At 44.9% G+C, this 18,977-nt stretch carries 18 protein-coding genes; 8 read left to right on the top strand and 10 right to left on the bottom strand.

Annotated features, from left to right (window positions below):
- The first annotated feature begins 9 nt into the window (after positions 1-9).
- Complete coding sequence (locus tag Q0307_RS05090) at positions 10-492, top strand: hypothetical protein (protein ID WP_298657518.1); 483 nt, start codon at positions 10-12, stop codon at positions 490-492.
- Positions 493-526: 34 nt separating this feature from the next.
- Positions 527-1,939, top strand: coding sequence for a radical SAM protein (locus Q0307_RS05085; RefSeq protein ID WP_298657515.1), 1,413 nt, complete (start codon positions 527-529; stop codon positions 1,937-1,939).
- Here the strand turns inward: Q0307_RS05085 and Q0307_RS05080 are convergent.
- The 5 genes from Q0307_RS05080 to Q0307_RS05060 form a co-directional block, all read right to left on the bottom strand.
- Complete coding sequence (locus Q0307_RS05080; RefSeq protein ID WP_298657512.1) at positions 1,887-2,420, bottom strand: TPM domain-containing protein; 534 nt, start codon at positions 2,418-2,420, stop codon at positions 1,887-1,889. The genes Q0307_RS05085 and Q0307_RS05080 overlap by 53 nt on opposite strands.
- Positions 2,414-3,340: a TPM domain-containing protein gene (locus Q0307_RS05075; RefSeq protein ID WP_298657509.1), complete on the bottom strand. Its 927-nt coding sequence runs from the start codon at positions 3,338-3,340 to the stop codon at positions 2,414-2,416. The genes Q0307_RS05080 and Q0307_RS05075 overlap by 7 nt, the downstream gene beginning before the upstream one ends.
- Before the next feature lie 10 nt (positions 3,341-3,350).
- Positions 3,351-3,968: a LemA family protein gene (locus tag Q0307_RS05070; protein ID WP_298657505.1), complete on the bottom strand. Its 618-nt coding sequence runs from the start codon at positions 3,966-3,968 to the stop codon at positions 3,351-3,353.
- A gap of 103 nt (positions 3,969-4,071) precedes the next feature.
- The gene (locus Q0307_RS05065) at positions 4,072-5,145 is read right to left on the bottom strand and encodes a hypothetical protein (RefSeq protein ID WP_298657502.1); all 1,074 of its coding nucleotides are present in this window, start codon (positions 5,143-5,145) and stop codon (positions 4,072-4,074) included.
- 6 nt (positions 5,146-5,151) lie between these two features.
- Positions 5,152-6,153, bottom strand: a complete 1,002-nt coding sequence (locus Q0307_RS05060) for a hypothetical protein (RefSeq protein WP_298657499.1) — start codon at positions 6,151-6,153, stop codon at positions 5,152-5,154.
- Positions 6,154-6,258: 105 nt separating this feature from the next.
- Between Q0307_RS05060 and Q0307_RS05055 the strand changes: the two genes are divergently transcribed.
- Positions 6,259-8,214: a S41 family peptidase gene (locus tag Q0307_RS05055; RefSeq protein ID WP_298657496.1), complete on the top strand. Its 1,956-nt coding sequence runs from the start codon at positions 6,259-6,261 to the stop codon at positions 8,212-8,214.
- A gap of 64 nt (positions 8,215-8,278) precedes the next feature.
- Here Q0307_RS05055 and panC read toward each other — a convergent pair whose 3' ends face one another.
- Positions 8,279-9,154 (bottom strand): pantoate--beta-alanine ligase, encoded by an 876-nt coding sequence (panC, locus tag Q0307_RS05050; protein ID WP_298657492.1) that lies wholly within the window; start codon positions 9,152-9,154, stop codon positions 8,279-8,281.
- Positions 9,155-9,186: 32 nt separating this feature from the next.
- On the bottom strand, positions 9,187-10,014 hold the full coding sequence (gene panB / locus Q0307_RS05045) for a 3-methyl-2-oxobutanoate hydroxymethyltransferase (RefSeq protein WP_298657489.1): 828 nt from the start codon (positions 10,012-10,014) through the stop codon (positions 9,187-9,189).
- Between the two features lie 197 nt (positions 10,015-10,211).
- On the opposite strand from panB, the gene Q0307_RS05040 reads away from it, so the two are divergent.
- Together Q0307_RS05040 and Q0307_RS05035 are read left to right on the top strand one after the other, a co-directional pair.
- Positions 10,212-11,888 (top strand): glutamine--tRNA ligase/YqeY domain fusion protein, encoded by a 1,677-nt coding sequence (locus tag Q0307_RS05040; protein ID WP_298657486.1) that lies wholly within the window; start codon positions 10,212-10,214, stop codon positions 11,886-11,888.
- A 245-nt stretch (positions 11,889-12,133) separates the two neighbouring features.
- Positions 12,134-12,589, top strand: coding sequence for a hypothetical protein (locus Q0307_RS05035; RefSeq protein ID WP_298657483.1), 456 nt, complete (start codon positions 12,134-12,136; stop codon positions 12,587-12,589).
- Between the two features lie 76 nt (positions 12,590-12,665).
- On the opposite strand, the gene Q0307_RS05030 is transcribed toward Q0307_RS05035, so the two are convergent.
- Entirely contained in the window at positions 12,666-14,072 is a 1,407-nt protein-coding gene (locus Q0307_RS05030; protein WP_298657480.1) for an MFS transporter, read from the bottom strand.
- Positions 14,073-14,176: 104 nt separating this feature from the next.
- Positions 14,177-16,027 (bottom strand): acyltransferase family protein, encoded by a 1,851-nt coding sequence (locus tag Q0307_RS05025; protein ID WP_298657477.1) that lies wholly within the window; start codon positions 16,025-16,027, stop codon positions 14,177-14,179.
- 294 nt (positions 16,028-16,321) lie between these two features.
- Here Q0307_RS05025 and Q0307_RS05020 point away from each other — a divergent pair, with 294 nt between their 5' ends.
- The 3 genes from Q0307_RS05020 (at position 16,322) to ltaE (ending at position 18,289) form a co-directional block, all read left to right on the top strand.
- Positions 16,322-16,627, top strand: coding sequence for a hypothetical protein (locus tag Q0307_RS05020; protein ID WP_298657475.1), 306 nt, complete (start codon positions 16,322-16,324; stop codon positions 16,625-16,627).
- 193 nt (positions 16,628-16,820) lie between these two features.
- Entirely contained in the window at positions 16,821-17,231 is a 411-nt protein-coding gene (locus tag Q0307_RS05015) for a PaaI family thioesterase (RefSeq protein ID WP_298657472.1), read from the top strand.
- Positions 17,228-18,289, top strand: a complete 1,062-nt coding sequence (gene ltaE, locus Q0307_RS05010) for a low-specificity L-threonine aldolase (RefSeq protein WP_298657470.1) — start codon at positions 17,228-17,230, stop codon at positions 18,287-18,289. The genes Q0307_RS05015 and ltaE overlap by 4 nt, the downstream gene beginning before the upstream one ends.
- A 15-nt stretch (positions 18,290-18,304) precedes the next feature.
- Here the strand turns inward: ltaE and Q0307_RS05005 are convergent, their stop codons facing one another.
- The gene (locus tag Q0307_RS05005; RefSeq protein ID WP_298657468.1) at positions 18,305-18,973 is read right to left on the bottom strand and encodes a hypothetical protein; all 669 of its coding nucleotides are present in this window, start codon (positions 18,971-18,973) and stop codon (positions 18,305-18,307) included.
- Positions 18,974-18,977 lie beyond the last annotated feature (4 nt).

Raw genomic sequence — 18,977 nt, 5'->3', positions numbered from 1 at the left:
AGGTGAGAAATGGATATTCAAACGAGACGCGGGCAAAATACCATCCTACCCCGCCAACCTGATACACAAGCACAAACCTTACAAGCAGGGCAGCGTTTAAATCAATTTAGTGGATGTAATCAGCCCTTCGACACAGGCAATAACCTGCAACAACTTATCCTGCAACTTTTAATGCAGTTATTGGCGCAGTTAACTGATAAGCCTGTCAAACCTGATCCAAAACCAACACCTAAACCTGATCCCATTGATGATCCTATTATCCAACCGGTGTATGGCGTGGTGATTGATCCCATTGACGATCCGATTATCCAGCCTGTTTACGGCGTGGTGATCGACCCAATTGATGATGGTGGCGTACAACCGGTGTATGGCGCAGTGATTGATCCCATTGGAGACAATCAGGCTCAACCTGTTTATGGTGGTATCAGTGCTGATTTTTTAGGTAGTAGTCAGCAAACTACACCTAAAGAAATAGTAAATAATAAAGAGTAAAGCGCTTAGCTAACCATAAAAATAGAGAACGCTAATGGAAACCGCACTATCGTCTTCGCAAGCTTATCGACCTCGCCAACGTAAATGCTATGCAGTGTGGGAAATTACTCTCAAATGCAATTTAGCTTGTACACATTGTGGTTCACGGGCGGGTGATGCCCGCTCAAATGAACTAAGTACTGCAGAAGCCTTCGATTTAGTCCATCAAATGGCCGATGCAGGTATCACTGAAGTGACGCTGATTGGTGGTGAAGCCTATCTACGCAAGGATTGGCTAGAGATTGCGCGCGAGATTGTAAAGGCAGGTATGGTCTGCTCCATGACAACGGGTGGCTATGGCATTAGCCTAACGACCGCAGAACGCATGAAAGCAGCGGGGATTAATCAAATCTCAGTGTCGGTGGATGGGATGAAAGCCACGCATGATCGTTTGCGTGGCAAACTCGACTCATGGCGACAAGCGTTTACAACTATGCAGCATTTGCGCACTGTGGGCATTCCCTTTGGGGCAAATACCCAAGTGAATCGGTATTCTGCCCCAGAATTTGCATTGCTATATGAGGCTTTATTAAAAGCCGGTGCACAAGCTTGGCAAATTCAAATGACAGTTCCGATGGGTAATGCAGCCGATAATTCAGACATGCTGCTGCAACCTGCTGAGCTTATCAACTTTCATCCGCTTCTCGCTTATTTAGCGCAACGCGGTCATCACGAAGGTTTGATTGTCCAGCCGGGGAATAATTTCGGTTATTACGGCCCTTATGATCGCTTACTACGGAGTTTCGGGCGCAAGAATAATGAATGGGCGTTTTGGCGCGGTTGTTCTGCGGGCTTAGCGACGATTGGCATTGAGGCGGACGGGATTATTAAAGCCTGCCCGTCTTTACCCACGTCAGCTTACTCAGGTGGCAATATTCGTGATCACTCTTTGGCAGAAATATTGACCGAACGCGAAGAACTAACCTTCAATTTGAATGCGGGTACAGCAGAAGCTACCGCACATTTATGGGGCTTTTGTAAGACTTGTGATTTTGCTGAGCTTTGTCGTGGCGCTTGTAATTGGACGGCGCATGTGTTCTTTGATAAGCGCGGGAATAATCCTTACTGTCATCATCGTTCCCTAGTAAATGCTGCACATGGTATCCGTGAGCATCTCAGTATGAAACGCCAAGCCAGTGGACTACCTTTTGATAATGGCGAATTTACGATTACTGAACTGCCCTTTGACACAACTTGGGGCGATGATCCGATGCATTTCACCCTAGACAAAGTGCAATGGCCGAGCACTTGGGAAAAAGACGTACCTGTCATTCTGGAACGCTTACAGCATGAGATTCGCAATAATATAGCGAATACTCAAAAGGCGTTGGGACTTACCGCAGACAATTACCCTGCTAAATCAACAGAGGCCGATTGCTACGTTCATTCTCCATTTCTTGGAGTTTAACAGTATAGAAAGCCTGTAAAGTCTGGCCAATCAGTTTCACCCCCGTTAATACACCTAAGGCATACCTGCTTTGAGTAAACTCTGTAGTTATCTGATCGCAAAGCGTTTGCCAATGCTCCGGCATAACAAATTGATGGATACCACGATCAGCGACTAATTCAACTCGGTGCTCACAGATATTCACATACAGTAACATCCCGCTATTGTATTCGGTGTCCCAAACCTTATACTGGCCAAATAGCTCTAAAGCACGCTCTTGGGTGTTGATATAATAAGCTTGATTAAAAGGTAAACTGCCTTCAATAATCACCACAATCTCACCGGCATGACCTAATTCTGCAGCCTGCACTGCTTGCTCAATTTCATCTAGGTTCGTCTTATTAAAATAGCGCGCAGTCAGCCAAGGCATATAGATAGCATGTTTCCACCAGCGCTTAAAGCTAGGGTTTGCGGCTATTGGATTTTGTGTTTGCCTTACCATGACCCAGACGCTCCTCCACCACCAAAACCGCCGCCACCACCACTATACCCACCGCCACCTCCGTAGCGCCCGCCACCACCGCCGGTAAAAATAAATCCCCCCCCTCTGCGCCCACCGCCACGACCTCCACCTGTACCAATCCCGATAAAGAGTAGTACAAATAGGACAACAGCCATCATCGCAGATAGCAAGACAGACAAACCAAACACGCTAGAACCCACCAAGAAGGCAAGCCCAGCAACCACTGTTGCTGCAATAAAACGTCCCAAAAATGAGCGTAAAAACTGCCCGATCACGAATAAAAAAATACCCATGCCAAAAAGATTCGCAAATGGATCAGCGAGTTGCTCATGTGCTTGATCTTGGGCTTGCATCGCTTGAGATTTAGCAAGTTCCGGATCTAACTGCAAAATCTGCTCAAGCCGCTCCACGGCAGCGTTTAAACCGCCTGCATAATCACCTTCACGAAAAGCAGGAGTCATTTCTTCGCGGATAATTCGACTCGTGATGACATCTGGCAGCACTGATTCTAAACCATAACCAGTGAGTATTTGTACACGTCGATCTTGCACCGCTACGAAGATTAATAGGCCATTGTCCTGCTGCGCTGTCCCCAGTTTCCATTGTTCTGCCAAGCGCATCGCTGCATCAAAAGTACTCTCACTACCTGTTGACGGAACTAGCACAATCGCTATTTGGGCGCGCCCTGCTTGATGGATAGCACGCAACTTGGCATCTAAAGCCGCTATTTCTGCAGTATTCAGCGTCCTAGTCTGATCAATGACTGGCGCATTTAAGCTGAGTCTACTGGCTGTTGGCGTAGTTGCAGACTGAGCATAGGCCAAGGGAAAAACCAAGCCTAAAACTAAGCAAGCTAACAACAGCCAAGTACTTAAGCGGAAACTCAGACACTTACACAAAACCAACACCTTACTGCCCTACAGGCTTAGGATTAAAATCAACCTTGGGCGCACGCATAATGTTAGCTTCACTATCCACGGTGAAACCTTCTTTAGGCTTCATACCAATCACTTTAGCGGTGAGATTTTCAGGAAACTGACGAACTGTGGTATTGAAAGCCTGTACCTGCTCAATAAAGCGATTACGCGCTACGGCAATTCGATTCTCAGTCCCTTCAAGTTGTGCACTTAAATCCCGAAATAAATTATCCGACTTCAGATTCGGATAGTTTTCACTCACGACCAATAAACGCGATAAGGCACTGCTAAGCTCACCTTGAACAGCACTAAATTGCTTCATGACCTCAGGGTCATTCATGGATTCTGGACTCAGTTTCAGCTCCCCCACACTGGCACGAGCATTGGTCACTTGTGTCAATACCTCTTTTTCTTGAGCAGCATAGCCTTGCACAACATTGACCAAATTTGGCACTAAATCTGCCCGCCGCTGATATTGGTTTAAGACCTCTGCCCAAGAGGCTTTCACGGCCTCATCTTGTGCCTGCAAATTGTTATAGCCACAGCCACTCAAGAACGTACTTAGCAGTATTAAACCTGCCAAGCATAGATGCTTACCCAAATTTGCCATGTTCATGCTCCATAATAAGAATGTATAGGAGTGTAGCTGGCTCTAAGACTGATGCATTAAATTTTAGATAGAGATCAGGGTTTATCTGCTTAATCAGTTGATTTCAGTTAGCTAAAGCCCGTTGAATAAAATGTGCGGCTTCTTGCTCACCCGTGGCTACTATTCTTGTTTTACGCCATGTTCGGTTAAGCAAACTTTGTAAATTCTCAACAAAACTTCCAGTTTGAATTTCCCCCCAATCCACAAAAGCTACTTCACCATGCTCTTGATGCCAAGCAAATAAATAAGGCTCTTCCGGCCAATCACCACGCTGTACACAGATAGCGGGAATTTGGTTAACAACTGCTTCTGTTTGCGTACCATAGCCAGTTTTGGTGAGAATCGCATCACAGGAGGCTAGTAGATCAATATAACTTAAACCAAAGTGAGACACTGGAAACAAATCTTCGCGCCCCAAATACAGACTTTGATCATCAAAAATCCACGCCACCCCACTAAGCTGTGGCCAAGCCTCTAGGGGAAAACGCATACCAATGCCCCCTAAGCCAACCAAAACAAATTTTTGAAAGCACTGCTTAGTCACAGTGCGTAAGCGTTCAGTTTGCGGATTGCCTAAGCTAGCAATCGGTGCAATAGCCTGTTTGCGTAGCAAACTAGGCATAGCCATCGAGGGTGTAGGTTGGAGAAAACAAGCTACGCCTTGGTAAGCTTGTAAAATTTCTGTATAAATTTCAGAAGCACCCGCCAAATGCCCACAATAGCTTTTAAACACATCAGCCCAATTCAAGGAGCATAAAGCTATAGTTGGCAAGTTTAAGCGTTGAGCTGCGGCTAAACTTAGATAAGGCACGTTGGCAACTAATAAATCAACCTGTAAAGCCTCTAAATCAGTGGCTGCTTGCTCTACTCTGACTGCAAAATTTGCATGGAAGGCTTGATACCAAGCAAAAGTTTTGGGTACATCCACTCGCAAAGCATCTGACATGATCATGCCCTTATCTTGCTGATGAGGAATCAACTCAAATGGCAAATGAATACGCTCTCGCAAGATAGCTAATGGCGCTTTAGAGCGAATCGTAAGGCGTAAATTCTGCTGATCTAAGGCATTGAGCACTGCAGCAGTTTGGGCTAAATGACCAAAACCATGTGCAGAGATATCAACAACTAAATGTGGCATAGTCAATTAAGGCTTCGCTAGCTTGACATTTCGCTGCCATTGGCCTGTATTTGCATCTAAGAAAGATACCACTGCCAGCGTTTTAGGATCATTGCTACATAAACTCGCAAACGCTAAGCGCTTTTGATCGGCACTAATGTCCTCCGCAATGGCAGTACGGCAATTGGCTGGAAGATTTAAGGTCAAAGGTCGTTGTTGCTGAGTGCTTAACTCCAAACGTTGTAACCCCTGCTTGCTGGCAAATAACAGTGCTTCATTATTAGCTGTAAACACCGCTGAGCCGATGGCATCCTTCACCGTAAAGACCTCTTCAGTTTGCAGATTAATCAGTTGCGGTAAAAGGGCGGCATAGTTGCCATCGGAACTGAATACCACGGGCTGGCTAAAAGTTGCTGGCGCGCGGATCTCATAGGTTTTTACGGTAGTTTTTTTGAAGAGATCATAAACCTGCAAATCAGCCTTACCCGTCTTACCCTGCGTGACAAAAGACACTTTGTTCATGTTTGCATCTAAACCTAAGGCCAATAAACGCGCTTCAGGCAAGTCAACCACTGCTAGTTCCCTGCCATTGCCCGTGTGGATCACACGTAACTGCTGAGTTTGGGCATCATGAAAGAGTTGCGCAGTACCAGCTGCATTGGTAATCGCCGTGGCAGGTTGATAACTACTCGGTAGTTTAGGCAAATTCGGTACTTTTACCGTACGTAAAGTTTTGCCGGTACGATGCAGAATACTTAGCCCGCCAGATTCTAATAACGCTATTTTAAAGCCATCAGGGGTAAAACCCATGATCAATTGCTCAGGTTTGATTGTTAAATCTATAGTCTGCTCTAAAGCACCTGTCTGTCCATTAAAGGTATTGAGACTAGACTTTGCCCCCGTTTGCAACCATAGAATTTGCCCTTGCTCTTGGCTAAGCGCTATATAAGAACGCTGCTTAAACTCAGCCGACACATTAGCTGATAATCCAAACCCTAAAATAGCACTTAATAAATAGTTAAATGTCATCTGCTTTTGCATATTCAGCCTAAGCCTCATTGAATTTCCCACTGTTTTTTGAACCGGCAGAGTATACTGTCTAAACGAAACCAACAACACGCTGGGGAGCATATCATGGTAGAACTTGCCGCTGGGCTGCCGCGTTTAGCCGACAACTTACCCAAAGATGCTGGCCTAACCCTCACCGATAAACACATACTCGTTGATCAAGCCAAAATACTACTTGAACAGGTCTACGCGCATCTTTATCTAAAAAAAGCTCTGTATGCGATTGATCCGGTACAGCGTTTAACCTTATTGCAATATCGCCTCGAAAATCCTAGCGATCCGGTAGTGAAAAGTGAGCTAGAATTCCATCGTGAACTCCTCTCGATTTTCACTAGCCTACACGATTTACATACCAATTATGTTTTACCCGCCCCCTATAACTCACTCACAGCTATTTTACCTTTCTTAGTCGAAGAATATTTTGATGAGCAACAACAAGCGCATTATTTAATTACCAAAATCAGTGGGGTTGTTCCCGCTTCTGATACCTTTAAAGCTGGCGTCGAACTCATCACTTGGAATGGCTTACCTATTATAGAGGCGATTCGCTTAAATGGTGAGCAAGGGGGGGGAAGTAATGCCGCAGCGCGTTATGCTGTGGGTTTACGCTCCCTGACGATTCGTTCCTTAGCCATTAATCTTCCACCTTTAGAAACTCGCCTTTATCTGCAATACAAAACTGCCGATGACAAATTACTCGAAACCTCTTTTGAATGGTTATTGATAAAACCGAGTAGCGGTTTAGGAGTCGATTTAGGAGTGATACCGAGTCCAGATACCCTATTGCCCATTCGCCCTGATCCATCCACGATTTATCGCGACTTTCTGCTGGGTAATCAGCTTGAAGGCGAATATATCAATCAAGCACGCAAAAAATTATTTGTCGAAATGAAACCTCATGGACGCCGAGTTTCCGGACGGCGCGCGGCTGATAACATTGAAGTAAAATCCTTATTGCCGGATATTACTGCCCGTTCAGTGACGACGCCGAGTGGGAGCTTTGCTTATCTACGCTTGTTCTCCTTTATGGTGCAGGATGATCAGGCCTTTATTCAGGAGATTATTCGTCTCTTAAACCTCCTGCCGCAAAATGGCTTAATTCTTGATTTACGTGGCAATCCGGGAGGCTTAATTACTGCGGCTGAACGTTTACTACAAATTTTCACGCCCCACCCTGTGGAACCCGAAAGGGCACAATTTATTAGTACTCCGCTGATCCGTGAGCTGTGTATTCGTAACTCGCCCTCACCGATTGCACCGCAGATTAATCTAAAAGATTGGGTACCTTCTCTTAAACAAGCGCCAGTGACTGGTACTCTTTACTCGACCGCCCATGCCATCACTACCGTAGAAGAAGCGAATGATATTGGGCAAATCTACACCGGCCCGGTGGTCTTAATTACTGATGCACATTGCTATAGTGCGACCGATATGTTTGCAGCAGGATTTAGAGATAATAAAGTCGGCAAGATTTTGGGCGCGAGTGATAATACAGGCGCGGGGGGAGCGAATGTTTGGCAACATTTAGTCTTACGTGTGTTAGCGGAAGCTCCTGGTCGAACTGAAACGAATACCCTGGCTAAAGCTTTTACCGAATTGCCACGCATGGCCGATTTTCGTGTCTCCAGCCGCCGCATGTTAAGGGTTGGCGAACAAGCAGGGCTACCTCTCGAAGACTTTGGCGTCGAACCTGATGAACGCCATTATATGACACGCACCGACATTTTAGGCACGAATCAAGACTTGATTAACCATGCTGCTAAACTACTGATCACTCAGTCGCATTATCAGATTAGCATTAAAACCAATGCAGCAACTTGTACCTTAGAAGTCAGCACCAAAGCCATTGATCGGGTGGACTGGTATATCAATAATCGCCCGGCTGGCTCACAAGATGTCAGCAATAATGCGGTAACGATCACTCTACCAAAAGCAAACGGTGAGCGAAAAATTCGGGTGGAGGGTTTTGCTAAAGAACTGAAAGTTGCTGTCACTAGCATTAGCTTAAAATGTAGCAACTAACTAATGGCTAGAACTGGGCTATTCAACCAGAATAGCCCAAAACCTTAACTAGATTGAAATGGGATCAAACAATTCGTCCGTCCTTTAAGAAGACTTGCACATTATCAATTAAGCGCGCTTTGCCCAGCCATGCGGAAGCCAAAATCACTAGATTTTCATCACCTAAACTGGGTACTTGTAAGTCATTCTCACGCCGTACTTCAAAATATTCAGGACGAAAGCCATGCTCAGCTAAATGCCCAATCATAATTTGCTGGATCGACTCAAAGCCCTCATCCGTCACTTGACCTTGAGCGACAATTTGCCGTGCCGCTTCTTGCAGGGTTTGATGTAAATATGGCGCTTGTTGACGTTGCTCGGGAGTCAGATAACCATTGCGCGAACTCATCGCTAAGCCATCGGGTTCACGGACGGCCGTTACACCAACGATTTGCACGTTAATGTTTAAGTCTTTCACCATCTGCCGCACTACCAGCAATTGTTGGAAATCTTTTTCCCCAAAGATCGCAATATCTGGCTCCACTAAATTAAACAACTTGCAAACCACCGTAGCGACCCCCGTAAAGTGACCAGGGCGCTTTTCACCTTCAAGAATATCACTAATGCCCGGTGCCTCGACTTTAGTACGTAGCTTGCCGGTGGGATACATACTTTCTGGGGTTGGTGCGAATACTAAATCGGTGTTCAATTTGGCTAAGTAACCGCAGTCTGCATCCAAGGTTTTGGGATAAGCCGCCAAATCTTCAGCGCGGTCAAATTGGGCGGGATTCACGAAAATGGACACTACTACTTTCGTACCCATTTCTTTAGCTCGTTGCACTAGCGTTAAATGTCCGCCATGCAAATTGCCCATTGTTGGTACAAAAGCAATAGTTTCACCACTAGTACGCCAAGCGCGAATTTGTGCTTGCAATGCTTCAATTTGATGCACTAATTGCATGCTAAGTCCTCTCAAGTCTTTTTTAATCTTTACTACACAAAACAATGTGCATCAGCAGGGAAATTACCCAATTTTACGGCCTCCACATAAGCGCGAATTGCTTGCTGAATCGTGCGGCCTTCTTGCATAAAATTCTGTGAGAAGCGAGGTGCACGTGGTGTGAGTCCTAACATATCGTGTAATACTAACACTTGCCCATCACAGCCACGTCCTGCACCAATTCCAATCACCGGTACTTCAACCGCTTGGGTAATAGCAGTGGCTAAGACTTCAGGCACACATTCCAGCAAAATCATATCTGCACCAGCATCCTGTAAGGCTAAAGCATCCGCTTGCATTTGCTTAGCCACTGCATCGTCACGGCCTTGCACGCGATAACCACCCAGTTTATGCACCGATTGTGGCTGCAAGCCTAAATGTGCACAGACAGGTACACCGTGATGGGTCAGTTGCTTGACCGTCGCGACTTGAGGGGCGCCCCCTTCAAGTTTGACCATCTGCGCATCACTTTCTTGCATCAGGCGCGCACAATTGCGTAAGGCCATTTCTGACGAGGTATAACTCATAAAGGGTAAATCGGCTAAGACTAAAGCAGTCTGTGCGACGGCTGACACCGCACGCGTGTGATAAATCATGTCATCGACAGTGACCGGAATCGTGGTTGGATGGCCTTGAATCACCATACCGAGCGAGTCCCCAATGAGGATCACATCAACCCCTTGCTCATCTAACACTCGCCCAAAACTGGAATCGTAAGCGGTGAGCATGACAATCTTTTCCTTGTCTTGCTTCATCTTACGTAGTGTAGTGACGGTGCGGCGCTTGCTAAGCTTAGCGCTTGAGCTATCTTTTTGATCCATTATAGGTACTCCTCCGAATGACGGAGGCACAGTATAACCTGAAAAATCTGCTAGTATTCAAGCTATTTTGCGCCGCACAACTAGAGGATTTCTACCGTCTGGCGCAGAGAAAAATTGCTCGAAAGTTTTACACTAGACATACCGTCGAGCACATAGTCTAATTCTGGCATTGCAATCACTGAAAAAAGCTAAAAATTATGAGCGATACTAGCCGTCCCCTAAATTTTATTGAGCGCATCGTGGAAAATGATCTCGCTAACCATGCGGTCAGCGAAATTAAAACGCGCTTTCCCCCTGAACCGAATGGCTACTTGCATTTAGGCCATGCTAAATCGATTTGGCTGAATTTCGGTTTAGCCCAACGTTATGGTGGCAAGTGCAATTTGCGCATGGATGACACCAATCCGGTCAAAGAAGATGAAGAATATGTCGAATCTATCCAAAAAGATGTGCAATGGCTGGGCTATCAATGGGATGGCAAAGTACGCTATGCCTCGGATTATTTCGATCAACTGCATGCATGGGCGTTGTATTTAATCGAACAGGGTAAAGCCTTTGTCTGCGATTTGAATGCCGAACAAATGCGCGAATATCGGGGCACGTTGACTGAGCCGGGTAAAAATAGTCCTTATCGTGAACGCTCAGTGGAAGAAAATTTAGCTCTATTTGAAAAAATGCGCGCGGGCGAATTCCCTGATGGACATTGCTCTTTGCGCGCTAAAATTGATATGAGTTCACCGAATATCAATTTACGTGACCCTGTTTTGTATCGGATTAAGCATGCCTCGCATCATCAAACTGGTGATAAATGGTGTATTTATCCTTCTTACGATTATGCACATGGTCAAAGTGATGCAATTGAAGGGATTACGCATTCGATTTGCACTTTAGAGTTTGAAGCGCATCGACCTTTGTATGATTGGTGTATTGATAACTTGCCTGTACCGGCTAAACCTCACCAATATGAATTCTCGCGATTGAATGTGAACTACACCGTCACCAGTAAGCGTAAACTCAAGCAATTGGTGGATGAACAGCATGTGGATGGTTGGGATGATCCACGGATGCCGACGATTGCCGGTATGCGTCGGCGTGGCTTCACCCCAAAAGCCTTACGCGATTTCTGTGAAATGGCGGGTGTGACTAAAGTCGACGGCGTGATTGACATTAGCATGCTCGAATATGCTTTACGCGAAGACTTAAACGCCCTTGCGCCACGCGCCATGTGCGTGTTGCATCCTTTGAAAGTCACCCTGACCAATTATCCTGAAGACAAAACTGAAACTATGCTCGCACCGATTCACCCACAACGCGAAGATTGGGGTAATCGCGAGTTGCCGTTCTGCCGCGAAATTTATATTGATCAAGACGACTTCCGTGAAGCTGCGAATAAGCAATATAAGCGTTTGGTATTGGGTAAGCGGGTACGTTTGCGAAATGCCTATGTCATCGAAGCGGATGAAGCGATTAAAGATGCCAGTGGTAATATTATCGAGGTACGCGCCCGCGTGATTGAAGATACCGTCGGCAAAGACCCTGCGGATGGTGTGAAAGCCAAAGGCGTGATTCATTGGGTATCGGCACGTGAACACATTGATTGTGAAGTGCGCTTATACGACCGTTTATTCTCTGACCCAGCCCCTGATGCAGGCGATAAGAATTTTTTAAACTTTATGAATCCGCATAGTTTAGCTATTTTGCAAGGTTGTAAGGCTGAGATCGGTTTAGCGAAAGCAACAACAGATGATCGCTATCAATTTGAACGTGAAGGTTATTTTATTCTCGATTCGCTTTATTCCAGTGCGGATAAGCCGGTGTTTAATCGGATTATCGGTTTGAAAGATACTTGGGGTAAAACTGAGCAAGAACCTTAAACCTTGCTGTGCGCCACCTAAGATAATTTAGGTGGCTTGCACTGGTGAGTGTTTGTCCATTGTTAAAGCCCTACCGATGAATTCTTCAGCTTACAAAGCCTACATACCTCACTTAGCATCCCCTAAATAAGGGATCAGCCTTACGCTTTCTTTCCACATTTAGCGCATTTTTCCCACAAATTCAGCGCGTATCTTTATCCCTGTCAAGACAAGAAAACTTTAAACCAAGTTACTAGGGAAATATCATGAAACTCAAAACGCTACTCTCAAGTTTATTAATCGCTGGCGCAGTCATAGGCTCTTCTACAGCGATGGCCTCGCCGAGTTATCATTCCAGCCCTGTCAATATAGGCGCTTTAGATGCGCGAATTGATAGCGGTGTGGCAACTGGCAAATTAACGCGCGGCGAAGAACGTATGCTGCGCTCTGAACTGAAAAGTTTACGTTATTCACTGAAAATGGCCTTAAAAGACCATCGTTTGACTAATAAAGAACGTAATTCACTGGAACGCAAAGAAAGCAACTTAAAACGCAATATTTATAAGTTGACCAACAACCGTATCGTGGCACGTGGTTATCATTATGATCATGATCACGACCGTTATGAGGATAAGCACAGCAGCTATCACCATGACGAAAACGCTAAAACTTTTGTGAGTATTAGTGCTGTGCCAAATGGCTTAAGCGCTTACCTTAAGTAAGACACACAGGGCACTTAGGAATGTTTGAGGGGCTAGAGCCAGTTTCCGCAAGGAGCTGGCTCTTTTTTATAAGCTTTTAAGTACTTAGAGCTACAGAGCGCTCTTTGGAAAAATACGCCGCTGCTAAGGCAAACACTAAGGATAAACCGACTGCCCAACGTACCACTTCCATTAAACCGGCATAATACTCCGGAGTGATTTTGGCCTGACCAATCATCAACGACATCAGTAAAGTAATAATCGCCGTTCCAAACATTTGTCCTAATAGACGCGATAAATTTAATAAAGCCGAGGACATTCCCAAGCGTTCAGGAGGTACTGAACCCAACACACTATTGCTATTCGGAGTAGAGAACAGACCGAAACCAATCCCGAAGGCTATTAAGCAAATAAGGATAATCCAAATCGGCGTCTTCGGCCCAACGGTAACCACCAATAAAGCTAAACCGGCCACCATGGATAAGCAACCCAAAGTCGCCAATAAACGCGGGCGATAGCGGTCGGATAAACGTCCGGCTAAAGGCGCTAACACTGTCATAACAATCGCTTGCACCATTAAAACTTGCCCTGCCTCGGTCGGTGTCATCCCACGGTTATATTGCAAATACAAACTGAGTAAAAACACCAAGCCATAATTGCTTGCATACACCATGATAGATGCACCCAAAGCCCGCGAAAATGGTTTATTCTCAAGCACTAAGTTTAAGCGCACTAAAGGACTAGCAGCGGTATAGCAATGGCGCACAAAGATCACCATAAAGCTGATCCCCAGACCCAGCCAAAGGATCGCTTTCCAATCAGGCAAGCTACTTAAACCGATGAAGCTACCGGTCATACCCAAGGCCATATACAGAGTACCGATAAAATCTAAGCGATCTGGTTGAGCATTCCGCCATTCGCCTTTCATTTTCAAGGCAGCGAGCACCAGCACCATGAGCATTAAAGGTAAGGGAAACCAAAAGACCGCCTGCCAACCAAACTGTTCCGTCACCCAGCCACCTAATAAAGGCCCACAGGTCAAACCTAAATAGATCGAAGAAACTAACCAACCTAAAGCGGCACCGCGCCCTTGTTGGAAGACGCTAGTAATAATCGCCATGCCAGTAGTAAAAAATAAGGCACTACTAATACCCTGCACCACGCGGCTAACTAACAAAACTTCAATGGTTTGTGCGAAGCTTGCAATTAAACAGCCAATACTGAATAACACACCACCTATTAAAAAAATTCGTTTGCGACCATATTGATCGGCTAAACGCCCAGCAGGCAACATCATTAATAAATTACTTAAGAGAAAAGTCGCAGGAATCCAACTAGCATAGACCGCATTGACATGCAAATCCTCTGAAATAGCTGGAACAGCAACAAAAGAGCCAGATAAAGAAACTGGGGTTAAAAAGCTGCTAATACAGACAATAATTAAGACTGCGTAGCGAGCTGCAGGCGCCTCTCGATAATAGCGTTCAGTTTGTTGACTATCCAAAATACCAGCTCAGTAAAACAAAAACGCACAGCATAACATGAGTCTAACTAGCATACAGTTTCTAGTGTCTTCTTGGTTCAGGCTCTAACTTAAGTCCAGATTAACTACAGCTTGGGCAATTCGTGCTTAAGCTGATTCAGTACATAACTAGAGGCTTCGACACTTAAATGCCCTTGATCGGTATACATCAATATCCCATTTTCCCGTAGCATTTGGCATTGATAATTGGAGCAGATCGTTTCCGTCAGATCGATGAACTTAGCTGCTTTAGTTTGTTGAGCCAGCTCTTGAAGTTTAGCTACCTTCTTAAGTTGCTGAGCACTAACCTCAAAATTACAGGATGTATTGCTAGTTGCTAGCCAAGGTAAATAATATTGTTTGACCAAACAGCGCCCTACATTAAAAGGTGCATCAGGGGTGGGTCCAAGCAGCAATACTGGCAAACCCTGCTCATTTAAGTTATCAATGATACTGCGCAGGGAAGCATAATAATCCTCATCCAATACCCCATTAAAGGGTGAAGACATTATCACCAATTTGATGCTAGCTAAGCTTTCGATGGTCTGAAGTGCCTTCTTGTAAAAATCAACACAAGTGTTTTGATGTAAAGCGACGTCTTTCTCAATCAGGCCGATCTCACAACCTTCTTTGGTCAGTTGCAAAACACCTGCAGTTGCATACTGTTCAGTCAGATTTTTCGAGAAATGCACCATATAGCTGTTTCCCAAGGTAGCAACTGCAGGCATTTGCGAAGAAGCACAAGCCGCTTGGTATTGAAAATTACCATTACACTGTTTGCCAAAACCGGCATTACTTGCTAAGCGCTGGAACAGAGGGCTGCGCATTTCAAAACCATTGGTGAACTGCCCTAGCACCCCTAAACTAATTAACATCAGACTCGCCGGTGCTACCCAAGCAACTAATTGCTTGAGAGAAACTTGTTGTTTATTCCTAAATGGCTGTTCTACTAAAAGCCAAGTTAAATAAGCGAAAACCAACATTATGGGGAACAAAATGCCTAGCTTAGTCACGGTACTAAGCGATCCCAACATAAGCTGCGTATATACTAAAATGGGTTGATGCCATAAATACACACTATAAGAAATTAACCCCAGTCCCACGATCCAGCGCTGACTAAGAAAGCGTTGAACCCAAGCCCCCTTCTGCGCAAATATAATCACTAATACACAGCCTAGTACTGGAATAAGGGTATAGAAGCTGGGTACAGGAGTATGGGCATTAAACAGAAAAATCGGCAAAACCATCAGCCCTAACCCTAGTAATCCCAGCCAATGATGAATAGGCTTGAACTGGATGAGCTGACTACTAAGATAAATAGCCGCTAAAGCTCCGGCCAACAGCTCCCAGATTCTGGCCGGTAACAGATAAAACGCGGCTAAAGCTTGCTGAGCAAGCAACCAGTTAGCGGTTAGGATACTGGCCATACCAATAGTCACTAAAACTACGAGCAAGATCCTTCTATTCGGCCAAAGTAACAAGAGAAGTAATGGAAATAAAATATAATACTGCTCTTCAACCGCTAAACTCCAAGTGTGCAGGAGCGGGTTCTCCTCTTCACCTAATTTAAAATAGTTTTTATTTTGGATATAAAATAGTAAATTGGAAGAAAAAGTTAAACTACCCACTACATATTGCCCAATAGCACGATGTGCATCAGGCAACATAAAAAACCACGAAAAAGCATAAGTCGCTAAGAGTACCACTAATAAAGCTGGTAAAATTCTCCTTGCTCGTCTTTCATAAAACCCTACCAAGCTAAAATCATTAAACTTTAGCTCATTAAGAATTAAGTTAGTAATGAGATAGCCGCTAATCACAAAAAATAGATCCACACCAAGAAAACCACCTTGGAATAGATTAAAATTCATATGAAACAAGATCACGGCAACTACGGCAAGCGCACGTAGACCGTCAATTTCAGGACGATAGTTCACTAAACTAAGCCTTAATTAGAATTTAACCACAATTAAACAAAATTATTTTAGAGCTTAAATTAGATTTAATTGAGCCATTTTAGAAAATAACTCCGATTTTCGGTCTAAGCTTTAAGATGGTTGCAGAAAATAGCATTGATTCAGTGGATCAAAGGCACTATACAACTTTCAACTTCCTTATTATTTGCACATTATCTCGTGTATTTTCTGCGCAATCTCTATTTAGACTTGTATACCAATCAGACAGTTTGTGCGTTATTGAGTTTACCCAACCACAAATCTAGGAGTATTTGCATGAAAAAATTATTATCTTTGGCTATTTTCGGTACTAGTTTACTGCTAGTTGGTACGGGCGCTAGCGCATCGCAATGTGGTGTGGGTTATTCCGGCTATCATCGCCCTGCTCCTACCCGTGCTGCTGTGGTGCATTATCAGCGCCAAAATCATCGCGTTGTTAACTATCGCAATAGTTGTGTGCGGGTTGATGGACGAGTTACCCGAGCGGAACGCAATTGTTTAAGTAACCGTCACTATCAACGCCCAATGCCACGCCATGGTGGGTATACCCCTATTCGCCATATACCTAATCGGCATCGTTAAATTGAGTTAACGACTACACCGTCTCTTTCTGCATTTTAGGCAATCTTCGGGTTGCCTTTTTTTTATAATCACATAAAGAATAGACACGCTCCAACAGCACTAAATTGCATTGCTTCTAAGCCTTTGGCATGATCAAGCTAGTAGTTAAGTAAGCAAACTAAGCGACAGTGTTGGAACTGCCAGAGGAAAATGCATGGAGTTAGCTGCCATTCGCGCCTTTATTGCCCAGGAATTTCCACAGACCAATGTAGTGATCGAAGCCGTTGGCACTAAAACCTGTCGGGTGCGCCAACCCGTAGACGATAATCATTTGCGCCCGGGTGGGACGGTATCTGGCCCTACTCAAGTCTTAGTCGGCGATATTGCCATCTATATAGCGATCCTGCATGAACTCGGCCCAGTGGCTCTAGCAGTCACTACAAATTTATCAATCAACTTCCTCAATAAGCCCGCTGCGAATGCCGATCTCATTGGTGAATGTAAGCTTTTAAAGCTGGGCAAACGCCTAGTCATAGGCGAAGTTTATATTTATTCAGTAGGCAACGCAGAACCTGTTGCCCATGTTGTCGGTACTTATTCGATTCCTCCTGGAGCTGTTCAATGAGCCAATATGTACATCACCAACCCTTGTTGAACTTGAATAAACGCATGATTGATTTACGCAGTGATACAGTCACCCAACCTACGGCGGCCATGAAGCAAGCGATGGTTGATGCACCTTTAGGTGATGATGTTTATGAAGAAGATCCGACCGTTAAAGCCCTTGAACAGCGTTTAGCGAGCCTGCTAAATAAAGAAGCAGCTCTATTTTTTCCTAGTGGTACGCAAAGCAATTTGGCAGCGCTACTTTGTCATTGTCAGCGCGGAGAGGAAGTCATCGTTGGTGAGCACTACCATACTTTCCTACATGAAGCGCGGGGTGCTTCCGTTCTAGGCGGGATTGCGATGCATCCTCTGCCCACTAGCAAGTTAGGACGGATTGACATTAAAGACCTGCTCGCGGCTATTAAGCCCGACGATATTCATGATCCGATTAGCAAATTACTCGCTTTAGAAAATACCGTATCTGGCTGTGTACAAGATCAAGTGCATCTAAATGCACTCGCTGAAGCAGCCCATGCACGCGGTTTAACCGTTCACTTAGACGGTGCACGCTTTTTTAATGCGGTAGTTAAACAAAACACAACGCCCGCCGAATTAGCCGCATCCATGGATTCAGTTTCCATCTGTTTATCCAAAGGCTTAGGTACACCTGCAGGCTCAGTACTTGTGGGGTCGGAAAAACTAATTCGTTATGCTAAGCGGCAACGCAAAATTTTAGGCGGTGGCATGCGTCAAAGTGGCATGTTAGCCGGTGCAGGTCTCTATGCGCTAGAAAATAATATTGAACGCTTAGCACTTGATCATGAACACACTCGCATCATTGCCGAAGCCTTAGCGCAACTACCACAGTTAGAAGTTGATCAAGAGCGCTTACAAACGAATATGTTCTTTATTAAGCCACGCCCTGAAGATCATGCACCTTTACAAGCGTTCATGGCAGAAAATGGAGTACGCATTGGCTGGCAACAACCGTGGATGCGTTGTGTATTGCATTTAGGCGTTTCAGCAGAAGATGTCACAAGAATTATTGAGCTGTTTAGGCGCTACTATCAAGCCTGAATGTAGACTGATTAATCAATAATCAAACTCCTTGGCCTGCCGAAATTGGCGTGCTAATTCTTGCACCTCGACAGCTAACCCCTCGGATTCGTTATATTCCGGATTTTTAGGTACTAACAAAGCCTGTTCAACTTCGCCTGCGGCCATCAGCAAGGCATACCAAAAGGCACGCCCATAACGAGCGATCTGCTCGGCACGATCTAAACGATTCACAATCCGCCGTGCATTATACCAATCACTTTCTTCCCGAAAATAATGGCGCAATGCCTTACCTGTAAATAAGCCATTTATCATCCCTTCAAACAAAATGCTCGTTGCAACACTTTGCTCCAGCGCTAACTCAGGCTGACTCAGTAAATCAATCCCCAGTAACTCACTAAAGCGTAAATAATTTGCTTTCCATGTGACCTGTACAAAACCACGCCCGTAATAAACCTGCCCAGTTTCAGGATCAGGGATACCATACTCACGGCCACGGCCTTTCCCATATTCGTCAATTGGTTCCATGGTAAACGCCGTTTCATGATAGGCCGTCGCTAAAATATAAGCTAGCCAACGTATATCTTGTAATTGACGTAGCTCCCATTCATTTAAGATGATTTCCATACCCTGTACTTGGCGCTTACTTAATTTACCATTCGATGGATAATTACGTACACAATCGAAAAATATCTTTCTGTCCAATTTA

Source organism: uncultured Thiothrix sp., from assembly GCF_937873765.1.
Lineage (GTDB): Bacteria > Pseudomonadota > Gammaproteobacteria > Thiotrichales > Thiotrichaceae > Thiolinea.
The sequence above is the reverse complement of the archived record's forward strand: the minus strand, read 5'-3'. Positions and strand labels throughout refer to the sequence as shown.

What these genes read in the sequence shown, in the direction of transcription:
- Q0307_RS05090 (WP_298657518.1), top strand. Translation starts at nt 10, where the DNA reads ATGGATATTCAAACGAGACGCGGGCAAAATACCATCCTACCCCGCCAA.
- Q0307_RS05085 (WP_298657515.1), top strand. Translation starts at nt 527, where the DNA reads ATGGAAACCGCACTATCGTCTTCGCAAGCTTATCGACCTCGCCAACGT.
- Q0307_RS05080 (WP_298657512.1), bottom strand. Translation starts at nt 2,420, where the DNA reads ATGGTAAGGCAAACACAAAATCCAATAGCCGCAAACCCTAGCTTTAAG.
- Q0307_RS05070 (WP_298657505.1), bottom strand. Translation starts at nt 3,968, where the DNA reads ATGGCAAATTTGGGTAAGCATCTATGCTTGGCAGGTTTAATACTGCTA.
- Q0307_RS05065 (WP_298657502.1), bottom strand. Translation starts at nt 5,145, where the DNA reads ATGCCACATTTAGTTGTTGATATCTCTGCACATGGTTTTGGTCATTTA.
- Q0307_RS05060 (WP_298657499.1), bottom strand. Translation starts at nt 6,153, where the DNA reads ATGACATTTAACTATTTATTAAGTGCTATTTTAGGGTTTGGATTATCA.
- Q0307_RS05055 (WP_298657496.1), top strand. Translation starts at nt 6,259, where the DNA reads ATGGTAGAACTTGCCGCTGGGCTGCCGCGTTTAGCCGACAACTTACCC.
- panC (WP_298657492.1), bottom strand. Translation starts at nt 9,154, where the DNA reads ATGCAATTAGTGCATCAAATTGAAGCATTGCAAGCACAAATTCGCGCT.
- panB (WP_298657489.1), bottom strand. Translation starts at nt 10,014, where the DNA reads ATGGATCAAAAAGATAGCTCAAGCGCTAAGCTTAGCAAGCGCCGCACC.
- Q0307_RS05040 (WP_298657486.1), top strand. Translation starts at nt 10,212, where the DNA reads ATGAGCGATACTAGCCGTCCCCTAAATTTTATTGAGCGCATCGTGGAA.
- Q0307_RS05035 (WP_298657483.1), top strand. Translation starts at nt 12,134, where the DNA reads ATGAAACTCAAAACGCTACTCTCAAGTTTATTAATCGCTGGCGCAGTC.
- Q0307_RS05020 (WP_298657475.1), top strand. Translation starts at nt 16,322, where the DNA reads ATGAAAAAATTATTATCTTTGGCTATTTTCGGTACTAGTTTACTGCTA.
- Q0307_RS05015 (WP_298657472.1), top strand. Translation starts at nt 16,821, where the DNA reads ATGGAGTTAGCTGCCATTCGCGCCTTTATTGCCCAGGAATTTCCACAG.
- ltaE (WP_298657470.1), top strand. Translation starts at nt 17,228, where the DNA reads ATGAGCCAATATGTACATCACCAACCCTTGTTGAACTTGAATAAACGC.